The sequence below is a fragment of the Streptomyces sp. NPDC005266 genome (assembly GCF_040607655.1).
In the GTDB taxonomy this organism is placed as follows: Bacteria; Actinomycetota; Actinomycetes; order Streptomycetales; family Streptomycetaceae; genus Streptomyces.
Genome location: NZ_JBEXHC010000009.1, coordinates 40,544 through 64,454, shown reverse-complemented (window position 1 = coordinate 64,454; position 23,911 = coordinate 40,544). Strand labels below are relative to the sequence as shown.

14 protein-coding genes are annotated in these 23,911 nt (G+C 71.7%); 6 read left to right on the top strand and 8 right to left on the bottom strand.

All coding sequences use genetic code 11. The features are described 5' to 3' along the window. Positions 1–222: 222 nt before the first annotated feature. On the bottom strand, positions 223–1,299 hold the full coding sequence (locus tag ABZU99_RS18795; protein ID WP_356049357.1) for an NADH:flavin oxidoreductase/NADH oxidase: 1,077 nt from the start codon (positions 1,297–1,299) through the stop codon (positions 223–225). Between the two features lie 227 nt (positions 1,300–1,526). Between ABZU99_RS18795 and ABZU99_RS18790 the strand changes: the two genes are divergently transcribed. The 5 genes from ABZU99_RS18790 to ABZU99_RS18770 all read left to right on the top strand — a co-directional run bounded on the left by ABZU99_RS18790 (position 1,527) and on the right by ABZU99_RS18770 (position 6,769). Then, positions 1,527–2,615 (top strand): exo-alpha-sialidase, encoded by a 1,089-nt coding sequence (locus tag ABZU99_RS18790; protein ID WP_356049355.1) that lies wholly within the window; start codon positions 1,527–1,529, stop codon positions 2,613–2,615. Positions 2,616–2,923: 308 nt separating this feature from the next. Continuing rightward, positions 2,924–3,601 (top strand): uracil-DNA glycosylase, encoded by a 678-nt coding sequence (locus ABZU99_RS18785; RefSeq protein ID WP_356049353.1) that lies wholly within the window; start codon positions 2,924–2,926, stop codon positions 3,599–3,601. Between the two features lie 39 nt (positions 3,602–3,640). Next, positions 3,641–4,462, top strand: coding sequence for a phospholipid scramblase-related protein (locus ABZU99_RS18780; RefSeq protein WP_356049351.1), 822 nt, complete (start codon positions 3,641–3,643; stop codon positions 4,460–4,462). Between the two features lie 16 nt (positions 4,463–4,478). Then, positions 4,479–5,591, top strand: a complete 1,113-nt coding sequence (locus ABZU99_RS18775) for a BadF/BadG/BcrA/BcrD ATPase family protein (RefSeq protein WP_356049349.1) — start codon at positions 4,479–4,481, stop codon at positions 5,589–5,591. A gap of 164 nt (positions 5,592–5,755) precedes the next feature. Then, on the top strand, positions 5,756–6,769 hold the full coding sequence (locus ABZU99_RS18770; protein ID WP_355945821.1) for a hypothetical protein: 1,014 nt from the start codon (positions 5,756–5,758) through the stop codon (positions 6,767–6,769). Between the two features lie 69 nt (positions 6,770–6,838). On the opposite strand, the gene ABZU99_RS18765 is transcribed toward ABZU99_RS18770, so the two are convergent. Continuing rightward, positions 6,839–7,879, bottom strand: a complete 1,041-nt coding sequence (locus ABZU99_RS18765) for a lactonase family protein (RefSeq protein WP_355945818.1) — start codon at positions 7,877–7,879, stop codon at positions 6,839–6,841. Positions 7,880–8,726: 847 nt separating this feature from the next. Here ABZU99_RS18765 and ABZU99_RS18760 point away from each other — a divergent pair. Beyond that, positions 8,727–10,439, top strand: a complete 1,713-nt coding sequence (locus tag ABZU99_RS18760) for a PQQ-binding-like beta-propeller repeat protein (protein WP_356049343.1) — start codon at positions 8,727–8,729, stop codon at positions 10,437–10,439. A gap of 128 nt (positions 10,440–10,567) precedes the next feature. Here ABZU99_RS18760 and ABZU99_RS18755 read toward each other — a convergent pair whose 3' ends face one another. The 6 genes from ABZU99_RS18755 to ABZU99_RS18730 form a co-directional block, all read right to left on the bottom strand. Further along, positions 10,568–11,128, bottom strand: coding sequence for a flavin reductase family protein (locus ABZU99_RS18755; protein ID WP_356049341.1), 561 nt, complete (start codon positions 11,126–11,128; stop codon positions 10,568–10,570). Further along, on the bottom strand, positions 11,125–12,594 hold the full coding sequence (locus tag ABZU99_RS18750; RefSeq protein WP_356049340.1) for an amino acid adenylation domain-containing protein: 1,470 nt from the start codon (positions 12,592–12,594) through the stop codon (positions 11,125–11,127). Before ABZU99_RS18750 ends, ABZU99_RS18755 begins: the two co-directional genes overlap by 4 nt. After that, positions 12,591–13,724 (bottom strand): acyl-CoA dehydrogenase family protein, encoded by a 1,134-nt coding sequence (locus ABZU99_RS18745; RefSeq protein ID WP_356049338.1) that lies wholly within the window; start codon positions 13,722–13,724, stop codon positions 12,591–12,593. Before ABZU99_RS18745 ends, ABZU99_RS18750 begins: the two co-directional genes overlap by 4 nt. Positions 13,725–13,803: 79 nt before the next feature. Beyond that, positions 13,804–15,144, bottom strand: a complete 1,341-nt coding sequence (locus ABZU99_RS18740; protein ID WP_355945806.1) for a cation:proton antiporter — start codon at positions 15,142–15,144, stop codon at positions 13,804–13,806. 46 nt (positions 15,145–15,190) lie between these two features. After that, a complete protein-coding gene (locus ABZU99_RS18735) occupies positions 15,191–16,963 on the bottom strand; it encodes a tryptophan 7-halogenase (RefSeq protein ID WP_356049336.1) in 1,773 nt (590 codons plus the stop codon). Beyond that, positions 16,960–23,910 (bottom strand): thioester reductase domain-containing protein, encoded by a 6,951-nt coding sequence (locus ABZU99_RS18730; RefSeq protein ID WP_356049334.1) that lies wholly within the window; start codon positions 23,908–23,910, stop codon positions 16,960–16,962. The genes ABZU99_RS18735 and ABZU99_RS18730 overlap by 4 nt, the downstream gene beginning before the upstream one ends. Between the last annotated feature and the right edge of the window lies 1 nt (position 23,911).

Here is a 23,911-nt window from a genome sequence, read left to right as displayed (position 1 = left end):
GGCCGGTCGCCTGGGCCTGGCCCTGGCTCCGGGGCGCGGTCGGCGGGGTCTGCGTCTGCACGGCTGCTCCTCGTCGCCTCGTATGGACGCCGCCATTGTACGAAAATCGTCGTAGTTTGACACTCTCCGCGCTGCGGTCGCGATGAGCGCCCGGAGGGAGCGGGGGCCGCGCGGCGCGCGCGGCCCCGGCCGGCCCCGGCCGGCGGGGGCCGGCCGGCTCGGTCAGATCGCGCGGTGGTACTGGTCCGGAGCGGCCACCCGGCCACCCAGCTCCCGGGCGGCGTGGCGGGCGAAGTACGGATCGCGCAGCAGCTCGCGGCCCAGCAGCACGGCGTCCGCCTCGTCATTGGCGACGATCTTCTCGGCCTGCTCGGCCTCGGTGATCAGCCCGACCGCGGCGACCGGCAGCCCGGTCTCCCGGCGCACCCGCGCGGCGAACGGCACCTGGTAGCCCGGCTCGACCGGGATGCGCACCTGGGCCGCGTTGCCGCCGCTGGAGACGTCGAGCAGGTCCACGCCATGGTCCTTCAGCAGCGCGGCGAGGCGGACGGTGTCGTCCACCGACCAGCCGTTCTCCTCCAGCCAGTCGGTGGCCGAGACGCGGAAGAAGAGCGGCAGTTCGTCCGGCCAGACCGCGCGGACCGCGTCGACGACCTCCAGGGCGAAGCGGACGCGGTTCTCGAAGGAGCCGCCGTAGCCGTCGGTGCGGTGGTTGCTGTGCGGCGAGAGGAACTGACCGATCAGATAGCCATGGGCGCCGTGGACCTCCACGACCTCGAAGCCGGCCGCGAGTGCGCGCCGCGCGGCATCCGCGAACTGCGCGACGATCTCGTCGATCTGTTGGGACGTCAGTTCATCCGGCACCGGGTGGCCCTCGTCGAAGGGGACCGGGCTGGGGCCCTGCACCTGCCAGCCCAGCTGCTCCGCACCGAGCGGCGCGCCGCCCCGCCAGGGGGCGTCGGTGGACGCCTTACGGCCCGCATGGGCGATCTGGATACCCGGGACGGTGCCCTGCCCCTTGAGAAAGGCGGTGATCCGGCGGAACGCCTCGACCTGCGTGTCGTTCCATATGCCGAGATCCCCGGGGCTGATCCGGCCCTCGGGCGAGACGGCGGTCGCCTCGGTCAGGATCAGCCCCGTACCACCGGTGGCGCGGGCGGCGTAGTGGGCGAAGTGCCAGTCGTGCGGGACCCCGGCCCGCTCACCCGACTCCGCGCTGTACTGGCACATGGGGGCCATCCAGAGGCGGTTGGGGATGGTCAGCGACCGCAGGGCGTAGGGCTCGAAGAGGGCACTCATGAACGTCTCCGTTTCACCTCGGGGCAGCCGGCTCGACTGCGCTTGTACGGTACACGCCGTAGTACGACGATCGTCAAATTACGACGCCTCTCGTACAACACTGTGGGCCAACAGTGCGCAGCGCCGATCGCTTCCCGGGGCGTTGTCAGTGGCAAGGTGCAGACTCTGTGATGGCGGACACACCCCCGTTGCCCGTCCTCCGTTCACGCCCAAAGGAGTGAGCCGTCATGGACGATGTCCTGCTCGCCGTCGGCACCCGCAAGGGTCTTTTCCTCGGCCGCCGGAGCGGCGGCGATGCCTGGGACTTCACCGGTCCGCACTTCCCCATGCAGGCGGTCTACTCCATCGGCATCGACACCCGCCGCGCCCGCCCCAGGGTGCTGGTCGGCGCGGACAGCTCGCACTGGGGCCCGTCCGTCTTCCGCTCCGACGACCTCGGGCGCACCTGGCTCGAACCCGCCCGGCCCGCGGTGAGGTTTCCCGAGGGCACCGACACCTCGCTGGAGCGGGTGTGGCAGCTGCATCCGGCCGAGCCCACCGATCCCGAGGTGGTCTGGGCGGGCACCCAGCCGGGCGCGCTGTTCCGCTCCGAGGACGGCGGGGAGACCTTCTCGTTCGTACGGAACCTGTGGGAGCATCCGCAACGGCCCCAGTGGGGCGCGGGATTCGGCGGCCAGGCGGTCCACACGGTCGTCACCGATCCGCGGGACCCGGGGGCGGTCATGGTGGGCGTGTCGTCCGGCGGGGTGTACCGGTCCGAGGACGGCGGGGAGAGCTGGGCGCCGTCCAACAGCGGGCTCAAGGCGGACTTCCTGCCCGATCCGTATCCGGAGTTCGGGCAGTGCGTCCACAAGATCGCCCGGGATCCGGCCGCACCCGAGCGGCTGTATCTGCAGAACCACGGCGGGGTGTACCGCAGCGACGACGGCGGGGCGCACTGGTCGGAGACCGGCAAGGGGCTCCCTGCCGGCTTCGGGTTCGCGGTCGCCACCCATCCGCAGCGCGGCGGCGTGGCCTATGTCTTCCCGGTCGTGGACGGCTCGGACCGCTATCCGCCGGACTACCGCTGCCGGGTGTACCGGACCGGGGACGGCGGCTCCACCTGGGATGAGCTCTGCGCCGGGCTGCCGGACGAACCCCACTACGGGGTGGTCCTGCGGGACGCGCTGCGCACGGATGACGCGGACCCGGCGGGGGTCTACTTCGGCAATCGCAACGGGGAGGTGTACGCGAGCGCGGACGAAGGCGAGAGCTGGCGGCAGATCGCCCGCCACCTCCCGGATGTGCTGTGCGTCCGGGCGGCCGTGATCGGCTGAGCGAGATGGGCTGGGCGAGATGGGCTGGGCGAGATGGGCTGAGCGAGATGGGCTGGGCGTGATCGGCTGAGCGAGATCAGCTGAGCGAGATCAGCTGAGCGAGATGGGCTGAGCGTGACCGGCTGAGCGAGATCAGCTGAGCGAGATGGGCTGAGCGTGATCGGCTGAGCGTGACCGGCTGAGCGAGATCAGCTGAGCGAGATGGGCTGAGCGTGATCGGCTGAGCGTGATGGGCTGAGCGTGATGGGCTGAGCGTGATCGCCTGAGACGGCACGTGGCCACACGCTGAGCCACTAGAGTGACGCGGTGTGGCAGCACGACCGTTGAAAGACATTGTGGAACCGGGCTGGGCCAAGGCGCTGGAGCCCGTCGAAGAACGCATCGCGGCGATGGGCGGCTTCCTGCGGGCCGAGATCGCGGCCGGCCGTACCTATCTGCCCGCCGGGCCGCATGTGCTGCGCGCCTTCCAGCAGCCCTTCGACGAGGTCAAGGTGCTGATCGTCGGTCAGGACCCCTATCCGACACCGGGACACGCCGTGGGGCTCAGCTTCTCGGTGGCCCCCGAGGTCCGGCCGCTGCCCGGCAGCCTGGAGAACATCTACCGGGAGCTGCACACCGACCTCGGGCTGCCACGCCCGTCCAACGGCGATCTGACGCCCTGGACCCAGCAGGGCGTCCTGCTGCTCAACAAAGCGCTCACCACGGCGCCGCGCCGCCCCGCCGCCCACCGCGGCAAGGGCTGGGAAGAGGTCACCGAGCAGGCCATCCGGGCGCTGGCCGGGCGTGGCCGCCCCCTGGTGTCCATCCTGTGGGGCCGCGACGCCCGTAACGTGCGGCCGCTGCTGGGCGCCCTCCCGGCGGTCGAGTCCGCGCACCCCTCCCCCATGTCGGCCGACCGGGGGTTCTTCGGTTCGCGTCCGTTCAGCCGCGCCAACGACCTGCTCGTACAGCAGGGAGCGCAACCCGTGGACTGGCACCTTCCCTGAGCGCTTCGTTCCAGGTGAGCGGGCGGTAGTCTGCCCGCCATGACGACACATCCGAACACCCCTGCGGGCTGGTACGTCGACCCGCAGGGCACCCCGAACCAGCTGCGTTGGTGGGACGGTGCCCAGTGGACCGAGCACACCCACGCCGGCCAGCCGGGGCAGGCCCCGGCGCAGCAGGCCGGGCCGCCCAACCCCAACCCGGCCAAGGTCCAGCGCCAGGTGCAGCAGCAGGCGCATGTGGCCCCGACGGTGGGCGGCGGCGGCACGCTGTTCACCGAGCCGGTGCTGGTGGTGAACCAGAAGGCCAAGCTGATCGAGCTGACCAATGAGTACAGCGTCTTCGACCAGCACGGCCGCACCATCGGTTCGGTAGTGCAGGTCGGCCAGAGCACGCTCAAGAAGGTCGCGCGGTTCGTCTCCAGCCTCGACCAGTTCATGACGCACAAGCTGGAGATCCGCGACGCTCACGGGCAGCCGCATCTGGTGCTCACCCGCCCGGCGAAGTTCATCAAGTCCAAGGTGCTGGTGACGCGTCCGGACGGCCAGCCGGTCGGCGAGATCGTCCAGCAGAACGCCATCGGCAAGATCAACTTCGGAATACACGTCAACGGCCAGCAGATCGGCGCCATCAAGGCGGAGAACTGGCGCGCCTGGAACTTCGCCATCGTCGACCACACGGAAACCGAGATCGCCCGGATCACCAAGACCTGGGAGGGCCTCGCGAAGACGATGTTCACGACGGCGGACAACTATGTGCTGCAGATTCACCGCCAGCTGCCCGATCCCCTGCTGAGCCTGGTCGTGGCCACCGCCCTGACCGTGGACACGGCGCTCAAGCAGGACGCGCGCGGATTCGGCTGAGCCGGTGGGCGATGCGATGACCGGTGCGACGCATGTACTGGGGATCGACTCGGGCGGGTCCGGCGTACGGGTGGGTGTGGCGAGCGCCGATGCGCTCAGCGGTTCCGTGGAGAAGCCGCTGACCTGGTCCTCTCCCACTCCCGCCGTCGTCGGCGACCGAGGCATCGACGCGGAGGGCCTGCTGGCGCGGGTCCTGCCGGCAGCCCGGGAGCTGCTGCGCGAGGCCGGGGTGCGACACCTTGACGCCGCCTGTGTCGGCGCGGCGGGGATGGCCACGCTCGGCGACGATCTGCGCGCGACCCTGCCGGGCGCGCTCGCGGACGCCTTCGGCGTCACACGACTCGCCCTGGCGGCCGATGCGGTGACCGCCTACGCGGGGGCGCTGGGACAGCGGCCGGGCGCGGTGGTCGCGGCGGGCACGGGACTGATCGCCCTGGGCGCGGTGCCCGAGGGTTTCGCCGAGGGCCCGGCCGGCACGGGCGCGGGCGACTCGGCGCGTACCGGCGCGGACGGCTCGGTTCGCACGCGTACGGACGACGCGGCGCCTACGGGCCCGGGCGGCTGGCGGCGCGCCGACGGTTGGGGCCATCTGCTGGGCGACTGCGGCGGTGGCGCATGGATCGGCCGCGCGGGCCTGGAGGCGGCGATGCGCGCGTACGACGGACGCGAAGGTGGCTCGCGGCCGCTGCTGGCCCGCCTGGAGGCCGTCTTCGGACCGCCCGGTGAGCTGCCGGGGAAGCTGTATCCGCGCCCGGACCGGCCCGCCGTGCTGGCCTCCTTCGCACCCGAGGTCGCCCGGTGCGCCGTCGCGGATCCGCTCGTGAACCCGGTCGCGGATCCCGTCGCCGAGGCGATCCTGCGGGACGCGGCCCGGCATATCGCCCAGGCCGCGGAGGCGGTCTGTCCGCGGCTGGAGGCGAGCGAGGTGGGGCTCGCCGGTGGCCTGTTCCGCATCGGCGACCCCCTTCTCACGCCCCTGCGTGCGGAGTTGGCGGCGCGGCTGCCGGGGGTCCCGGTCACCGAGGCCGCCGGGGATCCGCTGGACGGCGCGCTGTGCGTGGCTGCGGCGCTCGCGGCGGGCGAGCTGCGGCTGCCGCGTGACCCAGGACTGCTGAGCGTTGCCCGATAAGCGGTGATCCGACATCATATTTCGGACAGATTATCGGTTCTTCGAACAACCTCGGCCGCTATGCGCGCATCAATGAACAACGGGAGTCGGCAAAAGGGGACAGATAACACCCAGTCGCACCCTCCCGAACAGCCGAGCCCATGAAGCGACTAACATGCGGCGCCATGAGCTCCCCCACTGGGCCCGCGTCCGGCCTGCCAGTACGAATGCCGCGTCCCCGCCAGTCCGGACAGCCCGGACAGCCCGGACGGCACCGCCGACCGGGCCCCGCGGCCGCGCCTCTCGGCGTACCTCCGCTGGTGCTGGCCGTCCCGGGCACCCCGGACGGCGGCACCCGGAGTCTGGCCGAGGAGGTCGTGAGCATCGCGCGCTCCGAGCTGCCGGGTCTCGACGCCCAGATCGGCTACGTGGACGGCGACGGCGAGGAGTTCCCGCAGCTCGAGGCCATGCTCACGCGCGCCGCCCAGGAGCGCCCCGAGCGCCTGCGGCAGGCGGAGGACGCGGCCAGGGCCGCCGCGGAGGCGACCGCGGCGTTGGTCGCCGAGGCCGAGGCCGCCGGCGAGGTGGTCGAGGAGGTCCCGCCCGCGCCCACCGTCGCCCACGACGCCCCCGCGGCCGTCGTGGTTCCGCTGCTCGCGGGCCCGGACAACGCGACGCTGCGCCGGATACGCCAGGCCGTCATGGGCAGCGGCTCGGCCGCCGAACTCACCGGTGTCCTCGGCCCGCACCCGCTGCTCGCCGAGGCCCTGCACGTGCGTCTGTCGGAAGCCGGTCTGGCTCGCGCCGACCGCGCCCGCCTCTTCACGGTGGCGACCGCCGCGGACGGCATCATCCTGGCCACGGTCGGTGGCGGGGAGGCCACGCAGGCTGCCGGCATCACCGGCATGCTGCTCTCCGCGCGTCTGGCCGTGCCGGTGATGGCCGCCGCGCTGGACGAGGACGGGGCCGTCGTCCGCGTCGCCGAGCAGCTGCGCTCGGCCGGCTCCGCCCGGCTCGCGCTCGCGCCGTACCTCATCGGCCCCGAGGTCTCCCCTGGGCTGACCGCGGCCGCCGCCGAGGAGGCGGGCTGCGCCACGGCCGAAGCGCTCGGTGCGTACCCGGCCGTCGGCAAGCTGGCGCTGGCGAAGTACGCGGAGGCGCTGGGCATCCCGCTGCAGGCGTCCCCGGCGATGCGCTGACCCCGCTACTCGCGGGAAGGGGGCGGGCGATCCGGCGCGGATGACCCGCCCCCTTCGCGTATGCGTCGCTCAGCCGAAGATCACGCAGGACGCCGCCGGCGCCTCGATCGAGCCGCCCCGGGTGGGCACCCCGGTCGAGAGGTCGAGGTCGAACCAGGTGACGTCCCCCGAGCGCTGATTGGACGCGTAGAGGCGGCGGCCCGAGGGGTCGAGGGTCAGATCGCGCGGCCAGTGGCCACCGCACGCGGTGGTGGTGACGAGCTCCATGCGGTCGCCCGGCGTATCCAGGGCGAGCGTCGTGATGCTGTCGTGGCCGCGGTTGGCGGTCCATACGAAGCGGCCGTCAGACGAGACCACCACCTCGGAGGGGAAGGTCTCCACGTCCGTGCCACGCGGCAGGACCGGTGTCTCGCCGATCGGTTCGAGGACGCCGGACGCCGCATCCCAGCGGCACACCGCGAGCGTCGGTTCCAGCTCATTGATGATGTACGCGCGGTCGCCGCGCGGATGGAAGGCGAGATGGCGCGGGCCCGTGCCCGCACGCAGCGGGACCTCGCGGTGCGGACAGGGCCCGGTGGGCTCGTACACCCGGACCGCGTCCGCGCCCAGATCGACGGCCAGGACCCAGCTGCCCGACGGATCGGGCACCACGGCGTGCGCGTGCGGCCCCTCCTGCCGCTCGGTGTGCGGCCCGCTGCCCGCATGCCGTAGTACGGCCGTCGGCTCCCCGAGCCGGCCGTCGGCCGACACCGGGAGCACCGTGACGCTGCCGGAGCCGTAGTTGGCGGTGAACAGCTGCCCGTCGACGAGCGCGAGATGAGTGGGGTCGGCGCCGCGGACGGGCACGGGTTCGCCGAGCAGTGCGGGCGGGGCGTCCGGGTCGGCCACGCGGAGAGCGGCGGCCGAGCCGTCGCCGGTCTCGCTGACGGCGTAGAGGATCTCGCCGCCGGGCGCGAGCGTGAGATACGAGGGGTTGGCGACCGCGTCCGTGGAGTGGCGGACGCGCAACGCGCCCGTGTGGGCGTCGACGTCGGCGACGGTGATTCCGGCACCGCCCTCCGAGGTGAACGACCCGATGTACGCCCGTTGTCCCGTGCCTGTCGTACCCACCGCACTGCCCTTCCGCCGATACCGGTTGCGCGGCGACGGTAGCAGCGGTCTAGACCAAGACGCCGTGGCGACACCCCCTCACCTATGGGTGCCGCCCGGAGGGGCGGGGGTCAGGCGACGCCGGACCGGCGGCGATCAAGTGTCCGCCTCGGTGCGGGAACACCGCGGCCGCGCCGGGGTGGAGGATGTGCAGTGGGAGAGTGGTGACGCTGGTTGCACGCCGCGGGTTTCACACATGGCGGGTCGCTGTCGTCCTCTCCGCACCGGCGGAGGTGAGCCGCCTCATGGCAAGCTCATGCCATACACGTGTTGCGTGCGCGATGATGACCGGGTGCCGCGGCAGCGCTCGACCGTGATCACCATCGCCGAGAGACACCGGTCTCAAGGCCCTACGCGGCCTCGCCCGCGGCCTGGCAACTCCGGGGCTGGACACAGGATAAGAGGATATTTTACCAAAGGGCAGCGAAGTCTTAATCGGAGCTTGCTTCACTCTGGGCTGGGGAGGGCAGGCTTGTGCTTGCGGTCGTCGCGCCGGCGCCCGCACCTTGGACGGGGGACTCCAAGCGGTGTCCGTGCGTACTCGCGTGCGGCCCCTCACGACTACCGTGGTGTTCCCCGGGCTCTCACAGAACGGGACACGCACCATGCGTACACAGGAGCGTAGCACCGCAATGCGAATCACGGGGGGCGTTGCATGGACATCGCGGTTTGCTTAACCCGTATCAACTATGTAGATGAAAGGGGGCTACTCGCCGCAGACAGCGCGGGGCAGGTGCATCTCCTGGATGACAACCTACTGCCGCAGTTATCCTCACCGGCCGTACACGGCGGAGCTCCCATCCGCGGCATGCTGGCGACCGGCAGATGGGTGGTGGGCAAGGACCGCCGGGGCAACCTCACGAAGTGGTCCCTGGACACCCTGCATCCGGTCGGACGACTCAACCTGCAAACGATGTGCGACGGCACATCCGAAACGGTTCCCGACACGGTGGGCGGCGCGGACCTGACCGCGTGGAACGGGCGGATCTATACCACCGACCACCGCGGACACCTGGTCGTGGTGGACATCGAGACGTTCTCCATCGAGACGGTGATTCCCTCGCTCGCCGGCGACAGCGCGAGCCTGCACTGCTGCACGGAGCACCCGAGTGTCCATACGATGGTGGACCGGCTCGGGCGGATCTTCCTGGGCTCTCTGGCCACCCCCGCGTTCCCCGTCGCCGCCACCGTCGAATGCGGACGCGTTCAGCAGATCCGCTACGACGCCCACCACGACCGGTTCTGGGCCGTGGAACGCGTTGGCGAGGAGCGGTCCGGGCTCCGCGGCGGGGTGGTCATCGTGACGCTCGACGGAGCCGTGGAGTGCGAGATCCCGTTCTCCCGCTACGAACTGAGCTTCCTCAAGTTCTCACCTGACTACGCCACGGCGTACGCGGGAGGCCCCGAAGGCGTCATCCACGTCGTCGACAACACCGATCCCACACCGCGACTGGTCAGGAATATCGGCGGGTTCCCGAACCAGCTGACCGATCTCGCCGTGGGGCGGGACGGCAGCCTCTTCCTCCTCACCCTCTCCAACGAGCTCGTCAAGATCGACTCTGCCCTCGACTGCGTCCAGGCACGCGCACCGATGTCGCGCCAGAGTGCCTGGGCCCTCGCCCCGGCCGTGGACGAGCCTCGAAGGCTCTACTGCGGCACCGACGACGGCGTCGCGGTCCTCGACGTCCGGCATGCCCTCGTGGGCGGTCCCACGTTGCTCCCATCGGCACACCACGCGAGCCGTTTCGGAGTCATCCGCCAGCTGGCCGGAACACCCGACGGATATCTCGGAATCGGGCAGAAGAATGTGGTCTTCTGCGCCGACGCCGGCGGCAAGCTGATCTGGCACGCGCCGCTCGACGACACCGGCTTCGAGCTCGCGGTCTCCGCCGACCACGAACGCGTGCTGGTCGCCACCGGCGTCGGTGCCGTGGAGCTGGACGCGGCGACGGGTGAACCACTCGCCTGTCTCTCGCTCGACGGGGTGCCGCTCTCCGCCGCGGCCTACGGACCGGCAGGAGAGCGGATCCTGGGCAACCGGGACGGGGTGGTGTGCGCCTTCGCGGCGAACGCCGCCGACGAACTGTGGTGGATCGATACCAAGGCTCCTCCGGAACGGATCTGGTCCCAGGACGGCGCCGTCTACGTCTCCTGCGCCGCAGGCTTGTTGGAGGTTGCCCCTGGCCAGGACACCGTCTCGCGGCGCTGGGGTGGGCAACCCTGCGCCACGATTGCCGCCGCCTGCGCCAACGGACTGGTCCACCTCGCCTGCGACGAGGGCGAGCTGCACACCTACGACTACGCAACCGGCGATCAGGTCGGCGCGGCAGTTGACCTGCCGGATGTGCCCCGGGCCATGACCGTGGAGCGCTCCCCGGCCAACATGGTGTGTCTGATCATCGGCGGGCGGGGCGGCTACCTGTCCACCTACCGCGTCTCCTCGACCGGCGTCCCGATACGGCTGCGGGAGACCTATCTCCCCCGCCGAGGCGGCAGCTGCTTCCGTCTCCAGCCTCACTAGCAGGGCTGGAAACCGGCGTTGCGCCATCGGCCGGAGGTGGACCGCGCCATCCTCCTCCGGCCGGGGCCGAGTGGTCACACGCCCTGATCACACCAACTGATCACAGCCGAGCAACCACACCGTCGGGCTCAGCGCCGCTTACCGCCGCGCCTCCGTATCCTCAGCGTCCGGGTGTAGCAGCCGCGCCAATAGCCGAGCGGAAAGCGGTCGGGCCTCGCCTCCCCTGCCACGATCCGGCCCAGCACGATGACGTGGTCACCGGCCTCGACAAGCCTGTGGACCGCGCATTCGGCGTGCGCGACGCTGCTGCCGAGCAGGGGCGTCCCCGTCAGCTCGCTCAGGCACCACTCAATCTCGGCGAACTTGTCGGGAACCCGGCCGGCGAACAGGTCGGAGGTGCCGTTGGCCTCGGCGTCCAGGAAGTTGACGGCGAAGCTGCCGCGGTCGGTGATGGCCTCCAGCGTGCTGCTCGGCGTCTGCACGCAGGCCAGCAGCAGAGGCGGTTCCGCGGAGACACTGCATACGGCCGAGCAGGTCATGCCTATCGGGGTGTTGTCCGCACGTGCCGTGGTGAGGATGCTCACGCCGCTCATCAGTGAGCCCATCAGCGTGCGGAACCGGGCGCCGTCGACCGAGGGGAGCGTGGTGGCATCCTGGCTGATGCGCGGCGGTGAGGCATGGGGGGTCACAGTTCGCTCCGTTCTATGGCTGCCACCATGGCGGGGCGGTCCTTCTTTCCGTTGCCGGTGAGCATCAGGGATTTCACGCGATGCACGGCGTCCACGATCATGTAGGTGGGCAGTCGCCCGGCACAGTGGCGCTTGAGGTCGAGCAGCGTCACCTCTGGGCCTCTGGCCGGTACGAGCACGGCGTGCAGCCGCGCCGACAGGCCCGAGCCGACCACGACCACCGCTACATCGGCCACACCGGGTAGGGCGCTGATGGCGGCCTCGATCTCGCCCAGCTCGATCCGGTTGCCGCGCACCTTCACCATGTGATCGCGTCGCCCGACGTAGAGCAGGTTGCCGTCGGTGTCGAGCCTCCCGATGTCACCGGTGCGGTAGGGGCCCCGCTGCGGTGGCCCGCCCCAATAGCCGAGCATCACGGTGGGGCCGCTCACCACGATCTCCCCCTCGCCTCCCGGAGGGTCCAGCCGCACCGTGTCGCCACAGGACGCCTTCCCGATGGGCAGCGAGCCCGTACGGCCGACGTCGGACTCGCCGACTTCGTAGGACGTGCAGACGTTGGTCTCGGTGGGTCCGTACCAGTTGAGCATGCGCACCCCCGGCCAGGCCTTGCGCACCTCCGTGACCTGGCCGGTGGGGAACGGCTCCCCGGCGAAGACGCAGGCACGCAGCGCCATGGGCGGCTCGCCTTCCAGCAGACCGCCCTCGCGCATCATCAGCGTCAGCGCCGAGGGCACCGAGTACCACACCGAGATGTCCCGCTCCCGCAGAAATCGCACCAGTTCCACGGGGGCGTAGGAGAGCTCGGGCGGGATGAGGTGCACCGAGGCTCCCGCCCGGAACGCGGCGTACAGGTCGAACACGGAGAGGTCGAAGTTGAACGGCGCATGGTTGGACAGCCGGTCGGCGGAGGTCATGTGCAGCGTCCGCACGGCCCAGTCCACGAACGCGAGCGCGTTGCGGTGGCTGAGGCAGACGCCCTTGGGGTCACCCGTGGAACCGGAGGTGTAGAGAATGTACGCCAAGTCGTCCGGGCGGTTCTCGTACGGGCCGGCCCGGGGCGACTCCTCACCCTCGTCGAGCAGGTCAAGAAGGCCGAGGGCGGGCACGCCCGGGGTCCGCCGCAGCGTGTCCACCCGGGCCGCGAGCCCCGGGTCGACGGTGGTGAGCGAGGCCGAGCAGTCAGCCGCGATACGGGCCACCCTGGCGGCCGGGCTGGATGCGGCGACCGGCACGTAGACGGCACCAGCGCGCAGTGCGCCCTGCATCGCGGCGACGGCGTGCACGCTCTTGCCGGTCCATATGACGACCCGGTCCCCCGCGCCCACGCCGTTCGCCCGCAGTGCGGAGGCGTACCGGCCGGCCAGCCGGTTGAGCTGGTCGTAGCTGAGCGTTCCGTCGGGTCCGGCCACGGCGAGCGCCCGCGGGGCGATGCGGGCCGAGTCGATCACGAGTTGGTGAAGTCTCACAGACCGAGCTCCTTTGCGATGACGAGCCGCTGGATGTCCGAGGTTCCGGAGAAGATCGTGGTGGGTACCGAGTCGCGCAGCACCGACTCGACACCGCATTCGCGCAGATAGCCGCGCCCGCCGAAGACGGCGACCGCGTCCAGCGCGTTGGCGACCGCGGCCTGCGATACGGCCAGCTTGGACAGGGCGGTGCCGATCGGGGAGGGTCTGCCCTGGTCCATCTGCCAACAGGCGCTGTACATCAGCAGCCGGGCGCCCTCCAGCCGCAGTTTCATGTCCGCGACGCGGTTGGACACCGACTGGTAGGTGCCGATCGGCGCCCCGAACTGCTTCCTGGAGCGGGCGTGTTCCACGGACTGTTCCAGCACCCGGTCGAGCAGGCCGACGTACCCGGCGAACAGGCAGGCGCGCTCCCAGCTCATCGAGTGCTGGAAGATCGCCCCGCCCTGGCCCGGCACCCCGAGCACCTGCTCCTCGGGCACGAAGCAGTCCTCGAACGTCACCGGTCCCGCCGGGACAGACCGCAGGCCCATTTTCGCGTGCGGTCCGCCGACGTACAGGCCCTCGGTCTCCCGCGCCACCACGAACCCGGTGATCCCGAGGTGCCCGAGGCTGGGGTCCGTGGTCGCGTAGGTGATGAAGACGTCGGCCTCCGGCCCGTTGCTGACAAAGCTCTTGGTGCCGTTGAGGATGAAACCGCCGGGCACCTCGGTGGCGGTCGTGGCCAGCCGGGAGACGTCGGAACCCGCCTCCTCCTCCGTCATCGCGTTGCCCGCCACCAGCTCGCCCGAGGCCATGCCGGGCAGGAAGCGCTTCTTGGCGGCCGCGCCGGCGAACCCCACGAGCGGCATGGCGCAGGCGAACAAGTGGGCGCTCGCGGCGAAGACGATCCCGGTGTCCGGGCAGCCGCGGCCGAACGCCTCGACCCGGTGCGCGGTGTCGAGGGCGCCCAGGCCCCCGCCGCCGTACTCGGCCGGGACGCTCAGCCCGAGCAGACCGAGTCCGCCGAGCACCAGCCAGTCCTTGCGGCTGAAGGGGCCATCGCGCACCGGCCCGGGGAACTCCTCGCGCACCGCCGCGAGCATGGCCTCGTACGCCGCCTGCTGCTCGGCGCTCCAGTCGAAGTGCATAAACCCCTCCGTTGATGTCGCGCTGGTGTCGGGCTAGGTGACGTGGGTGCCGCGTGGGTGTCGCGTGGGTGCCATGGGGCTACAGGGAGTCCTTGCGGCCGGCTTCCAGACCTTGCAGCGCCAGCACCTTGTGCTCGCGAAGCTCCTCATCGGCCGTGCGCTCGATCCGTTTCATGGCCGTACGCAGCAGGGGCGGGGCCATGACGGAGGTAAGCACCGCTACCAGGACGACGATGCTGTACATCTCCGTGCTGAGCAGGCCGAGTCTGACCCCGACCATCGCGATGATCACCTCGATCACGCCACGGGCGTTCATCCCCGCGCCGACCGCCAGCGCCTCCCACCGGTTCATCCGACCGGTGAGTGCGCCGGCGAAAGCGCCCACGAACTTGCCGACGACCGCGACCACCACGACCGCGAGCGCCCACGCGGAGATCTGCGGATCGGCGAGCGCGCTGAGGTCCATCCGCAGCCCGGCCGTGGCGAAGAACAGCGGCGCCAAGACCCACAGCACCGTGGTGTTCAACGGCTCCAGCCGCGCCGCCTCGACGTCCTTGCACGTGCCGATGACGATGCCGCAGACGAACGCGCCGAAGACCGCCTCCAGGCCCATCGCATGGGTGCCCGCCGACGACAGGATGATCAGGACGACGGCGGCGGCGAGGGGGCGGCCGCGCTCCCCGGACCGGTGCGCCGCGCGCAGCACCGCGCGTACCACGACCCGGCCGATCGTGGCCGCGAAGAGGATGAGCAGCGCCAGGTACCCCACGGAGAGCAACACCCGGCCGGCCTCCACCCCCGTGGTGGCCATCGCGGCCACCACCGAGACCATGATCCAGCCGAAGGCATCATCGATGCTCCCGGCCACCAGGATCATCTGGCCGACGTTCCGGTGGATGAGCTTCATGTCGATCAGCGTCCGGGCGATCACCGGGATCGCGCTCACGCACATCGCCACGCCGACGAAGAGCGCGAAGACGGTGGAGTCGGCGCCTGGTGCACGCAGCTCGGCGGGCAGCATGAAGCCCAGCCAGATACCGAGCCCGAGCGGCACGAGCAGGCCGGCGGCGCTGACGGTGGCCGCTCTCCTGCCATGCCTGCTGACCAGTTGCAGATCCAGATGCATCCCGGTGAACCCGACCAGGAGCAGTACGCCGATCTGCCCGACGGCATCCAGCAGGTGCATCTGGGCGGCGTCGCGAGGAAAGAGCCAGCCCGACACGCCAGGGGCGACGATGGTGAGCAGCGAGGGGCCGACAAGCACGCCTGCGGACAGCTCCCCCACTATGGCCGGCATGCCCACGCGCTGGGCGAGCCGCCCCAGCGACATCGCCAGCACGAGCAGCAGCCCCACTTGGAGGAGAAAGATCAAAAGGGCGTGCCCTGGGATGGGTTGCACCGGGGTGCCGGCCAGGTTCATCCGGCCACTCCCCCTGTCACAGGCGTCACGGCTTGATCGGCGGGGCTCATGACCGGCCACTCCTTCCCCTGGTCGCGGAACGCACGGGGTGCCGGGGAGGGCGGGTGGTCACCGGGCCGGCCGGCACGGCGGCGGGTGAGGAGGGTGCCGCTTGCCTGCGGCCGGTGACGTTGTCGCGCGTCAGCAACCGCTTGAACTCCGCGGGCGCGAGCGTCTTGACCCACAACAGCATCTGGATCCGGCGCCAGAAGGTGAACGTGTACACCCGGGCCCTCGGGTCGCCGAAGCGGTAGAGCGGGGGGACGAACCGCTCCTTCCTGAGCCAGCCGAAGATGTCGCGCGCCGCGTCGATCGCCGCGGCCTCGTCGGCGCGGACGGCGCCGAGTTTCGTGAAGAGGTACCGCAGCGCACGCCTCAGGCCCTTCGGTGTGCGAAACCACAGCTCGGAGTCAGTCTCTTCCACCGCCGCCCAGGACCCGCCGGGGCCGTCGCCGCACTCCATCCGCGCCCGCTTCAGCGACATGTCGGCGAGGATTTGCCACAGCAGCCAGACCCGCAGAAAGGCGTTGAACAGCTGGAAGTGGCGGCTCGCCGTGCGCAGGGCCAGCTGGAGGTCGTCGTTGTAGTCGATCAGGCGCGCCTGGAACGCGGCGATCCGGGAGAACTCCTCGGCCTCGCGGGCCGGGTCGGCAAGGACACGCAGCAATCCGGCGGCGGTGGCGTGCACGATCTCCATGCCGACGGTCACGTCCCTGGCCAGCACCTCTTCGGCGCGGACGGCCGCCCGGTCGATCGCGAGCCACCCAGGTCCCGAGGTCCGCCCGGTCCGCCGCTGCCAGACCGGTTCACTCACCCACGCGGTGGCGGTGACCGAGGTGGTGAACTGCGCGGCGATGCTCGGATAGCGGGAGATCAGTGCCCGGAAGGCCGCGTCCGGGTCGTCCGGCAGGTCCCTGAACCGCTCGGGACACATGCTGGCGGTGACGCTGCACAGCACGTTCCCGGAGGTGCGGTGGTTGCGGAAGTCGACAATCTGAATCCAGCCTCCGTCGAAGACGTGGTGGAGCGTGCCGTGCGACCACGGGGAGGCTCCCGGATGGCGGTCGGGTGGGACCACCTGCTCGAACGCCCGCACCCCGCTGAAGTGTGCCGAAAGCAGGCGGGAGCGGACCGGCATGGGGCCGGAGCCGTCATGAGCGGCAGCCGTGCGGGCGAGGAAGGGGGAGTCGGGACCGGACGCGTCCACCACGTATCGGGCGGTCACGGTCATGCCCCCGGCGAGCGTGAGGGTGGCGCCCTCCGCGTCCATCGTGGCCCCGGTGAGCACCCGCCGGGACTCGTCGGTGTGCGCACCGTACCGCTCGGCGATCTTCCGGGCGTACTCGTCCACCTGAGGACGGTACAGATGCCACTCGGTGTGCTCTCCGGGGACATTGAACTGGACGGCCTTGCGCGGGTCGTGCTCGAGGCCCTCGTCGTGGTAGATGAAGCCCAAACTCCGCTTGATGCCGCTGGTCCTGCGCACCTCCTCGGGCAGGTCCGTGAAGTGTGCGAACGTCGCGATCTCGGGCACCTTGAACCGCTCCGCCAGCAGCGTGAACACCTCGGACGTGTACGGCACGGTGGTCTCGCCCGTGGGTCCGGCACGGTCGCCCGGCGCATCGACCAGCACCACCCGGGCGCCGTGCCGGGCGAGAATCGCGGCGAGGAGGTCGGCGGTGAGGTGGCTGCCCAGCACGGCCACGTCGTACTGGGGGAATGCCGCCTTCGACTCGCGCTCCTGCGCGCGGTCCCGCGGTTGCGGGGGCTTGTCCGTCATCGCTGTTCCTCCGTCATCACTGAGGTGTGCGCCACCGGTTCGGGCAGGTAGCCGGTGCGCGTCATCCAGCCGAGATACGTGTCGAGCAACCGCTCGTCCAGCGGCGGACAGACGATCCCCGTCCCCGCCAGGGCCGCCCTCGTGTTCTCGTCGTCGTAGTCGACCGCCTCCTCGCCGCCGACGACGAACGCCTCCACGACGTCCATCACGGGATGCAGTTCGTTCTCCCGTTCGCCGTAGGAGGCCCGCAGCGCCTCCCACCACTGGTCGACCGGTACGGTGTGGACCGGATACCTGTGGGACAGCACCTCGGCGAGCGTGGCGAAGGGCAGTGTGCGGCGGTTGACCAGGTGGTAGGTGACGCCGAGCGGCTTCGTGCCGGTGGCGATCGCGACCAGGGCCGAGGCGACGTAGTCGATGGGCGTCATCTCGATGTCGAAGTCCAGTTCCGGGACCAGGCCGAGCTGGACACAGCCCTTGATCACCCGGGTGGTGAAGTGCGTGGTGAGCGCGGCGCCGGTGCGTGAGTCGCCGAGTACCCGGCCCGGGCGGTAGACGTCGATGGGGATACCGCGCTCCCGCCCCAGCCCGACCAGCCGCTCGGCTGCCCACTTGGTCTGCACATAGCCGGTGACCAGCTTCCCGGCACCGGCGATGTCGTCGTCCTCGTGGATCACCCTCCGGCCTTCGGCCGGGACGCCCCAGATGCCGTAGGTGGAGATGTGGTGCACGGGGGTGGGCCGGCCGTGGCAGGACAGGCGCAGGATCTCCTCGGTACCGGCCAGGTTCGCCGCGCGGAGCCGGTCGTAGGTGTGACTGAAGTTGACCCACGCTCCGTTGTGGAAGATACCGTCGAGCAGGTCGCCCAACTCGTCGAAGGTCCGCTGGTCCAGGCCGAGCAGCGGCTCCTCCAGGTCGCCCGGTACGACGATGATTCGTGACGCCGCGCCCTTGGGCAAGGTCAGATACCGCTTGAGGTTCGCCCGGATCCGGTGCAGACCGTCCTTCGCGTCCGTGCAGCGCACCAGGCAGTGCACGGTCGCCCTGGTCCGGCGGAGCAGGGCGTCGAGCAGGTGCGCGCCGACGAAGCCGGTGGCGCCGGTGAGCAGCACATGACGGAGCTCGTCCGGCACCTCGGCGTACCCGTCGGCCGGCCGTATCGACGGGTCGAGCGTGACGTCCGTCCGGATCCAGGCGGGGTCGGTGGGGTCGGCCTCCGGTCCGGCGGTGCCCGACACGTCGGAAGTGCCGGGCTGCTCCTCGCAGATCCCGTGCGTTCGGGTGAACTCGGTGTCCACGAGATCGGTCCACTCGGCGAGGGTGGTGCGCTCGAACAGCTGACTCGCCCGGATGGTCAGCCGCAAGTGCTGCTTGCATCGGCGTACCACGTCCATCACCATCAGCGAGTCCAGGCCAAGGGCCAGGACGTCGGCATCGGTGTCGATGCCCTCCGCCTGGACACCGGCCACCTCCGCCACGGTGTCTCGCAGGAACCCGGTGAGCCGTTCCCGCCGCGGCGGCCGCGCGCCATCCGCGAGCAGCGACTCGACAAGCCCGCTCTCACCGCCCAGGGCGTCCTCGTCGTCCGGCAGTGCGATGGTGCGCAGCATCGGCCGCTCGATCCTGGCCTCCATCACCGGCTTGTACCTCGGCCACGAGACCGCGCAGACCACCTGGTGGGCGCGGTCGGAGCCGAGCAGCCCGCCGAGGAGGCTCAGACACTGCGGACCGGAGAGCGGGAAGAGGCCGGTGGAGGCGAGGAAGGCCGCCACCTCGTCGTCGAAGAGGCCGGAAGCCAGCTCCCACGGTCCCCAGGCCACGGTCAGCGCGGGCAGGCCCAGAGCCCTGCGGTGGTGGGCGAGACCGTCGAGGAACGCGTTGCCGGCCGAGTAGGCGGCCAGATGCTGCGAGCCCCAGGTGGCCGCGATGGAGGAAAAGGCGAGGAAGAAGTCCAGCTCGGCGCTACGGGACAGCTGGTGGACCAGCCATCCGCCCAGCACCTTCGGCCGCCATACCTTGCGGTAGCTCTCGGCGTCCGCGTCCCTGACGTACTGGGGCAGTGAGACACCGGCGGCGTGCACGACACCGCGCAACGGCAACGGACCGTTCTCCAGCTCCTGAAAGACCTTGATCATCGCGCCCTCGTCGGCGACGTCCGCCGTGACGACCGAGACCTGCGCGCCCAGTCGCTCCAGCTCGCGCACCGCCTCCACGCGCGTGCGCGCGGACGGGGGCAGCTCCCCCGACCAGGCAGCCCGGTCCGGGAGGCGAGTGCGGCCGAGCAGCACCAGGCGGCCGGCCCCGGCCCCGGCCAGCCAGCGCGCGAGCGCCAGGCCGATGGCGCCGAAGGCACCGGTGATCAGATAGGTGCCGTCCGGCCGGACCTGCGGGGTGCGCCGCAACTCGCCCGGGTCGGGCTGCCGGGCGACGAGGCGCCCGACATACACGTCGCCGTCGCGCAGCGCCTGCTCGTCCTCCTTGTCCGTGCGGGCCAGCGCCGCGATCAGCCGGTCGGCGTCCTGGTCGCTTCGCCGCGGGTCCAGGTCGATCGAACCGCCCCACCGGTCCGGGTGTTCGAGCGCGATGACCCGGCCCAGGCCCCACAGGGTGTGCGCGGCGGCAGCCCGCACCTCGTCGCCCGCGCGGGCCGCCATCGCCCCCCGGGTGACCAGGGTGACCCGGGTCCGGTCGCAGTCGGTCCGCGAGAGGAGCTCCTGCACGACCGAGACGGTGAGCAGATCGGCCCGTGCGGCGTACTCTTCCAGATCCCAGGCGTCGGTCTGGTCGAGCCGAGGCGCGTCCAGCCCCGTCAGCACCAGGATCCGGCCCGGTCGCTCCGCCTGGGCACGCCAGGCGGAGACCAGCTTCCTCAGCGCCCCCGGGTCGGGAGCGGAGCCGTCGTCGCCCTCCCGCAGCGGCGGGGGCTTCACCACGGCGCGGGCGCCGCGCTCACGCAGCTCGGCGGCGAGCCGGTCGGCGAAGCCGGGCCGGGCGAGCAGCAGAAAGTCCTCGCCCGCCACCGGTTCCGGCGCGCCGCCACGCGGCGCCGACCGCATATCGAGGGGGTCGGCCAGGCGCTGCCAGGTGGCGTCGTACAGCAGCTCACCCGGATCGCGCCACCGCGCGGGGGCGGGCGGAACGTGCCGGACGCCGAGGATGTGGACCTCGTCGGCTCCGCCGATGCGTGAGCCGTCCTCGGCGTAGAAGTCGACGACGGCGACCGCCTCGCCGGTTCCGGTGGCCGCCTCGCCGGCTCCGGGGACCGGGCCGGCTCCGGGGGCCGCCTCGCCGGCTCCGGGGGCCGCCTCGCCGGCTCCGGGGACCGCCTCGCCGGCTCCGGGGACCGCCTCGCCGGCTCCGGGGACCGCCTCGCCGGCTCCGGGGACCGGGCCAGCTCCGGGGACCGGGCCAGCTCCGGGGACCGGGCCGGCTCCGGGGACGCGCCGGGCCCGCACATACCGGACCGCCTCGGGCGCGGCACAGGCCAGACCGGCCACCCGCCGCGCGACTCCCGGCTGCGCCGTGCCGTCCCGGCGCCCCTGGTCCGCGGCCAACGAGGCCGCCGTCACGGCGGCGTCCACCACCTCGGCCCGGCCGCCCTTCCCGTCCAGGGCGAGCAACACCCCGTCGTCACCGTCGAGGACCTGGTCGAGCGCGGCGGCCAGGCTCCCGGACAGTGTGTCCCGCGCGATCCGGAGCGTGCGGCCGTAGCGGGTGGCGTCGAGGCTGCCGGGGGGCTCGGATGGTCCCTCCGCGGCCCGGACGGAGGCCCGGCGCCCGAGGACGCAGTGGGCGTGCAGCCGCCAGGGCGCGCCGGCGGCCTCCTCCGTCGCGGAGATGCTGCGGTACTCGCAGCGCACCCGGCCGTCGTTCGCCGGGACGACCACGATCTGCACCGCGCGGTCCGCGTCGAGCGGCACCGGCTCGATGGCGACCAGCTCCTCCACTCGGTGGAACCGGCCACCCAGGTGGTCCTCGGCCACGGCGAGCGCGGCACCCGCCAGCGCTCCGGACGCCAAGAGCGGCCTGCCGTCCCTGTCCTTGTGGACGAGCGCCGCCCAGTGCTCGGCGTCCAGGTCGAGTTCGTACGCCGGCACGGCACCGCGCACCCGGCCGCGCACCCCCGGTATTCCGGGGACGGCGACCACGTCAGCGGGCCCAGCCGTCCCGGCTGCGACCACGGCGGGCCCCACCTCCGTGAACCAGTACGAGTCGCCCCGCCAAGGCGTGGTCGGCAGCGGCACCCGGCGTACGGACTCGCCCCGGTGGAACGCCTCCCAGTCGAGGCGCGCGCCGTGCAGCCGCAGCGTTCCCACCGCGTGCAGCACCTGCTGCCGGTCGTTCGCTCCCCGGCGCAGGGTCGGCACGAAGGTGCCCTCGTCCCCCAGGCAGCGCGCGCCCAGCGCGGACAGGACCGGTGCCGGGCCGATCTCGCAGAACGTACGGAAACCGTCGTCGTGCAGGGTGGCGAGCGCGTCCGCGAAGCGGACGGTGCCGAGCGCGTGGCGCACCCAGTATTCCGGGCCGACCTCGGCGTCCGTCCAGTGCCTGCCGGTGACGTCGGAGATGATCGGGATGGTGGGAGGGGCGTACGAGAGCTCCGCCAGGGCCTCGCGGAAGCGTTCGGCCACGGGCTCCATCAGCGGGGAGTGGAAGGCGTGCGAGACGGTGAGCGCACGGGCGGTGATTCCCCGTCTCCCCAGCGCCGCCCGCACCGCCGCCACCTCGGACTGCGCGCCGGAGATCACCACCTCCTCCGGGCCGTTGACCGCGGCGATCGCCACCCTCTCGGCGTGCGGCTCGATCGCCGCGGCCACCGTGGCCTCGTCGCAGCGCAGCGCGACCATCACTCCGCCCTTGGGCAGCTCCGCCATCAGCCGGGCCCGTGCGGTGACGAGCTTCGCGGCGTCGGCGAGGCCGAACACACCTCCCAGGCATGCCGCAGTGATCTCCCCGACGCTGTGCCCGGCGAGCGCGGCCGGGCGCAGGCCCCAGGACATGAGCAGCTTCCCCAGCGCGTACTCCAGGGCGAACAGCGCGGGTTGGGTGCAGCCGGTGTCGTCGATCGGGCTGTCCTGCCCTTCGGCGGGCCAGATCATCTCACCAAGCGGCCGGTCGAGGCCCGGGTCGAGCGCCGCGGCCGCCTCCTCGAACGCCGCGGCGAACGCGGGCTCGGTGAGAAGTCCCCGGCCCATACCGGCGTACTGCGTGCCCTGTCCGCTGAACAGCCAGGCCGTCTTGCGGTACTTGTGCGGCGGGAGCGTGCCGGCGGCGAGCGCGGGGGTGGGACGGCCCGCGGCATACTCCTCGAGGGTGTCCGCCAGCTCGTCCACGGACGAGACGGCGGCGGTGATCCCGGTGGCCTGCTGGGCGCGGCCGACATGGGTCGTGTAGCACAGGTCGGCGAGGGACAGGTCCGGTTCGCGGCGCAGATGGCGTACGTAGTCCTCGGCGAGCTCGCGCAGTGCGGCCTCGGTGCGGGCCGAGGCGAGGAAGAGGCCGTGCGGGCGGCCGCCGCCGGACGGCTCGGTGGTGGCGGCGGATGGCAGGGGCGGCGCCGACACGACGACGGCGTGCGCGTTCGTACCGGTGACCCCGAAGCTGCTTACCCCGCCGATCCGGGCCCGTCCCCGCTCGGGCCAGGGCCGCCCGGTGCCGGTGACCTCGACGCGCAGCCGGTCCCAGTCCACGTTCGGGTTGGGCTTGTTGAAGTGGAGGCTCGGTGGGATCTCCCCGTGCTGGATGGCAAGCACGGTCTTGATGAGGCCCGCGAGACCGGCGACGGGCTCCAGATGGCCGATGTTGGTCTTCACCGAACCGACCAGCAGCGCTTCCTGCTTCGCCCTTCCCCTGCCGAGCACGGCATCGAGCGCGCGCAGCTCGATCGGGTCGCCGAGCGGGGTACCGGTGCCGTGCGCCTCGACGTAGTCCACCTCATGCGGCTCGACCCCGGCCTGCGCGAGCGCGGCGGTGAGCATGTCCTGCTGCGCGGCGGGATTCGGCACGGTCAGACCGCTGGAACGGCCGTCGTGGTTGACCGCGGTGCCGCGTACGACGGCGAGGATGTTGTCCCCGGAGGTCAGCGCGTCGGCGAGCCGCCGCAGCACGACGACCGCGGCGCCCTCGCCGCGCGCGTACCCGTCCGCGTCGGCGGAGAACGTCTTGCACCGGCCGTCGGGTGACAGCGCCTGGAACTTGCTCATCAGCACGAACCCGTACGGCGAAAGCAGCAGGTTCACCCCGCCCGCCAGCGCGGTGTCGCAGTGGCGCAGGCGCAGTGCCTGGCATGCCTGGTGCAGTGCGACGAGCGAGGACGAGCAGGCGGTGTCCAGGACCTGGCTCGGCCCGCGCAGACCGAGCGTGTAGGAGATCCGCCCGGCGAGGAAGCTCGGTTCGCCGACGAGCTGATAGGCGTCGACGTCCTCGATGGCGCCGATCTGCTGACGCATCCGTACGTAGTCGGTGGTGCTGATCCCGAAGAAGACACCGGTGCGGCTGCCGTCCAGGCTGTCCGGGGCGTATCCCGCGCGCTCCAGCGCTTCCCAGGTCACCTCCAGGGCGATCCGGTGCTGCGGGTCCATTCCGAGCGCTTCGCGCGGCGAGATGCCGAACACCTCGGGCTCGAACCGGTCCACGCGGTCCAGGAAGGCCCCCCGGGTGGTGTACGCCTTCCCGCACGCGGTGCGGTCCTCGTCGTGGAAGGGCCGGGCGTCGGCGCGTTCGAGGGGGAACTCCCCCGTGGCGTCCACGCCGTTGTGCAGCAGCTCCCAGAACGCCTCCGGGGAGTGGGCATTGCCAGGGAAGCGGCATCCCATGCCGACGAGGGCAACCGGCTCGTCGAGCCACGCGTCGCGGCTGGTGGAGAGCTTCTCCTCCAGCTGCTCGATCGTGCGCAGCGCGGTAACGAGGTGCCGGCGGAGATCAGGCTGTGTCGACTCAACGGTCATC

Coding starts and splice junctions, on each gene's coding strand:
- ABZU99_RS18795 (WP_356049357.1), bottom strand. CDS start 1,299: ATGAGTGCCCTCTTCGAGCCCTACGCCCTGCGGTCGCTGACCATCCCC.
- ABZU99_RS18790 (WP_356049355.1), top strand. CDS start 1,527: ATGGACGATGTCCTGCTCGCCGTCGGCACCCGCAAGGGTCTTTTCCTC.
- ABZU99_RS18780 (WP_356049351.1), top strand. CDS start 3,641: ATGACGACACATCCGAACACCCCTGCGGGCTGGTACGTCGACCCGCAG.
- ABZU99_RS18775 (WP_356049349.1), top strand. CDS start 4,479: ATGACCGGTGCGACGCATGTACTGGGGATCGACTCGGGCGGGTCCGGC.
- ABZU99_RS18770 (WP_355945821.1), top strand. CDS start 5,756: ATGAGCTCCCCCACTGGGCCCGCGTCCGGCCTGCCAGTACGAATGCCG.
- ABZU99_RS18760 (WP_356049343.1), top strand. CDS start 8,727: ATGCTGGCGACCGGCAGATGGGTGGTGGGCAAGGACCGCCGGGGCAAC.
- ABZU99_RS18745 (WP_356049338.1), bottom strand. CDS start 13,724: ATGCACTTCGACTGGAGCGCCGAGCAGCAGGCGGCGTACGAGGCCATG.
- ABZU99_RS18740 (WP_355945806.1), bottom strand. CDS start 15,144: ATGAACCTGGCCGGCACCCCGGTGCAACCCATCCCAGGGCACGCCCTT.
- ABZU99_RS18735 (WP_356049336.1), bottom strand. CDS start 16,963: ATGACGGACAAGCCCCCGCAACCGCGGGACCGCGCGCAGGAGCGCGAG.
- ABZU99_RS18730 (WP_356049334.1), bottom strand. CDS start 23,910: ATGACCGTTGAGTCGACACAGCCTGATCTCCGCCGGCACCTCGTTACC.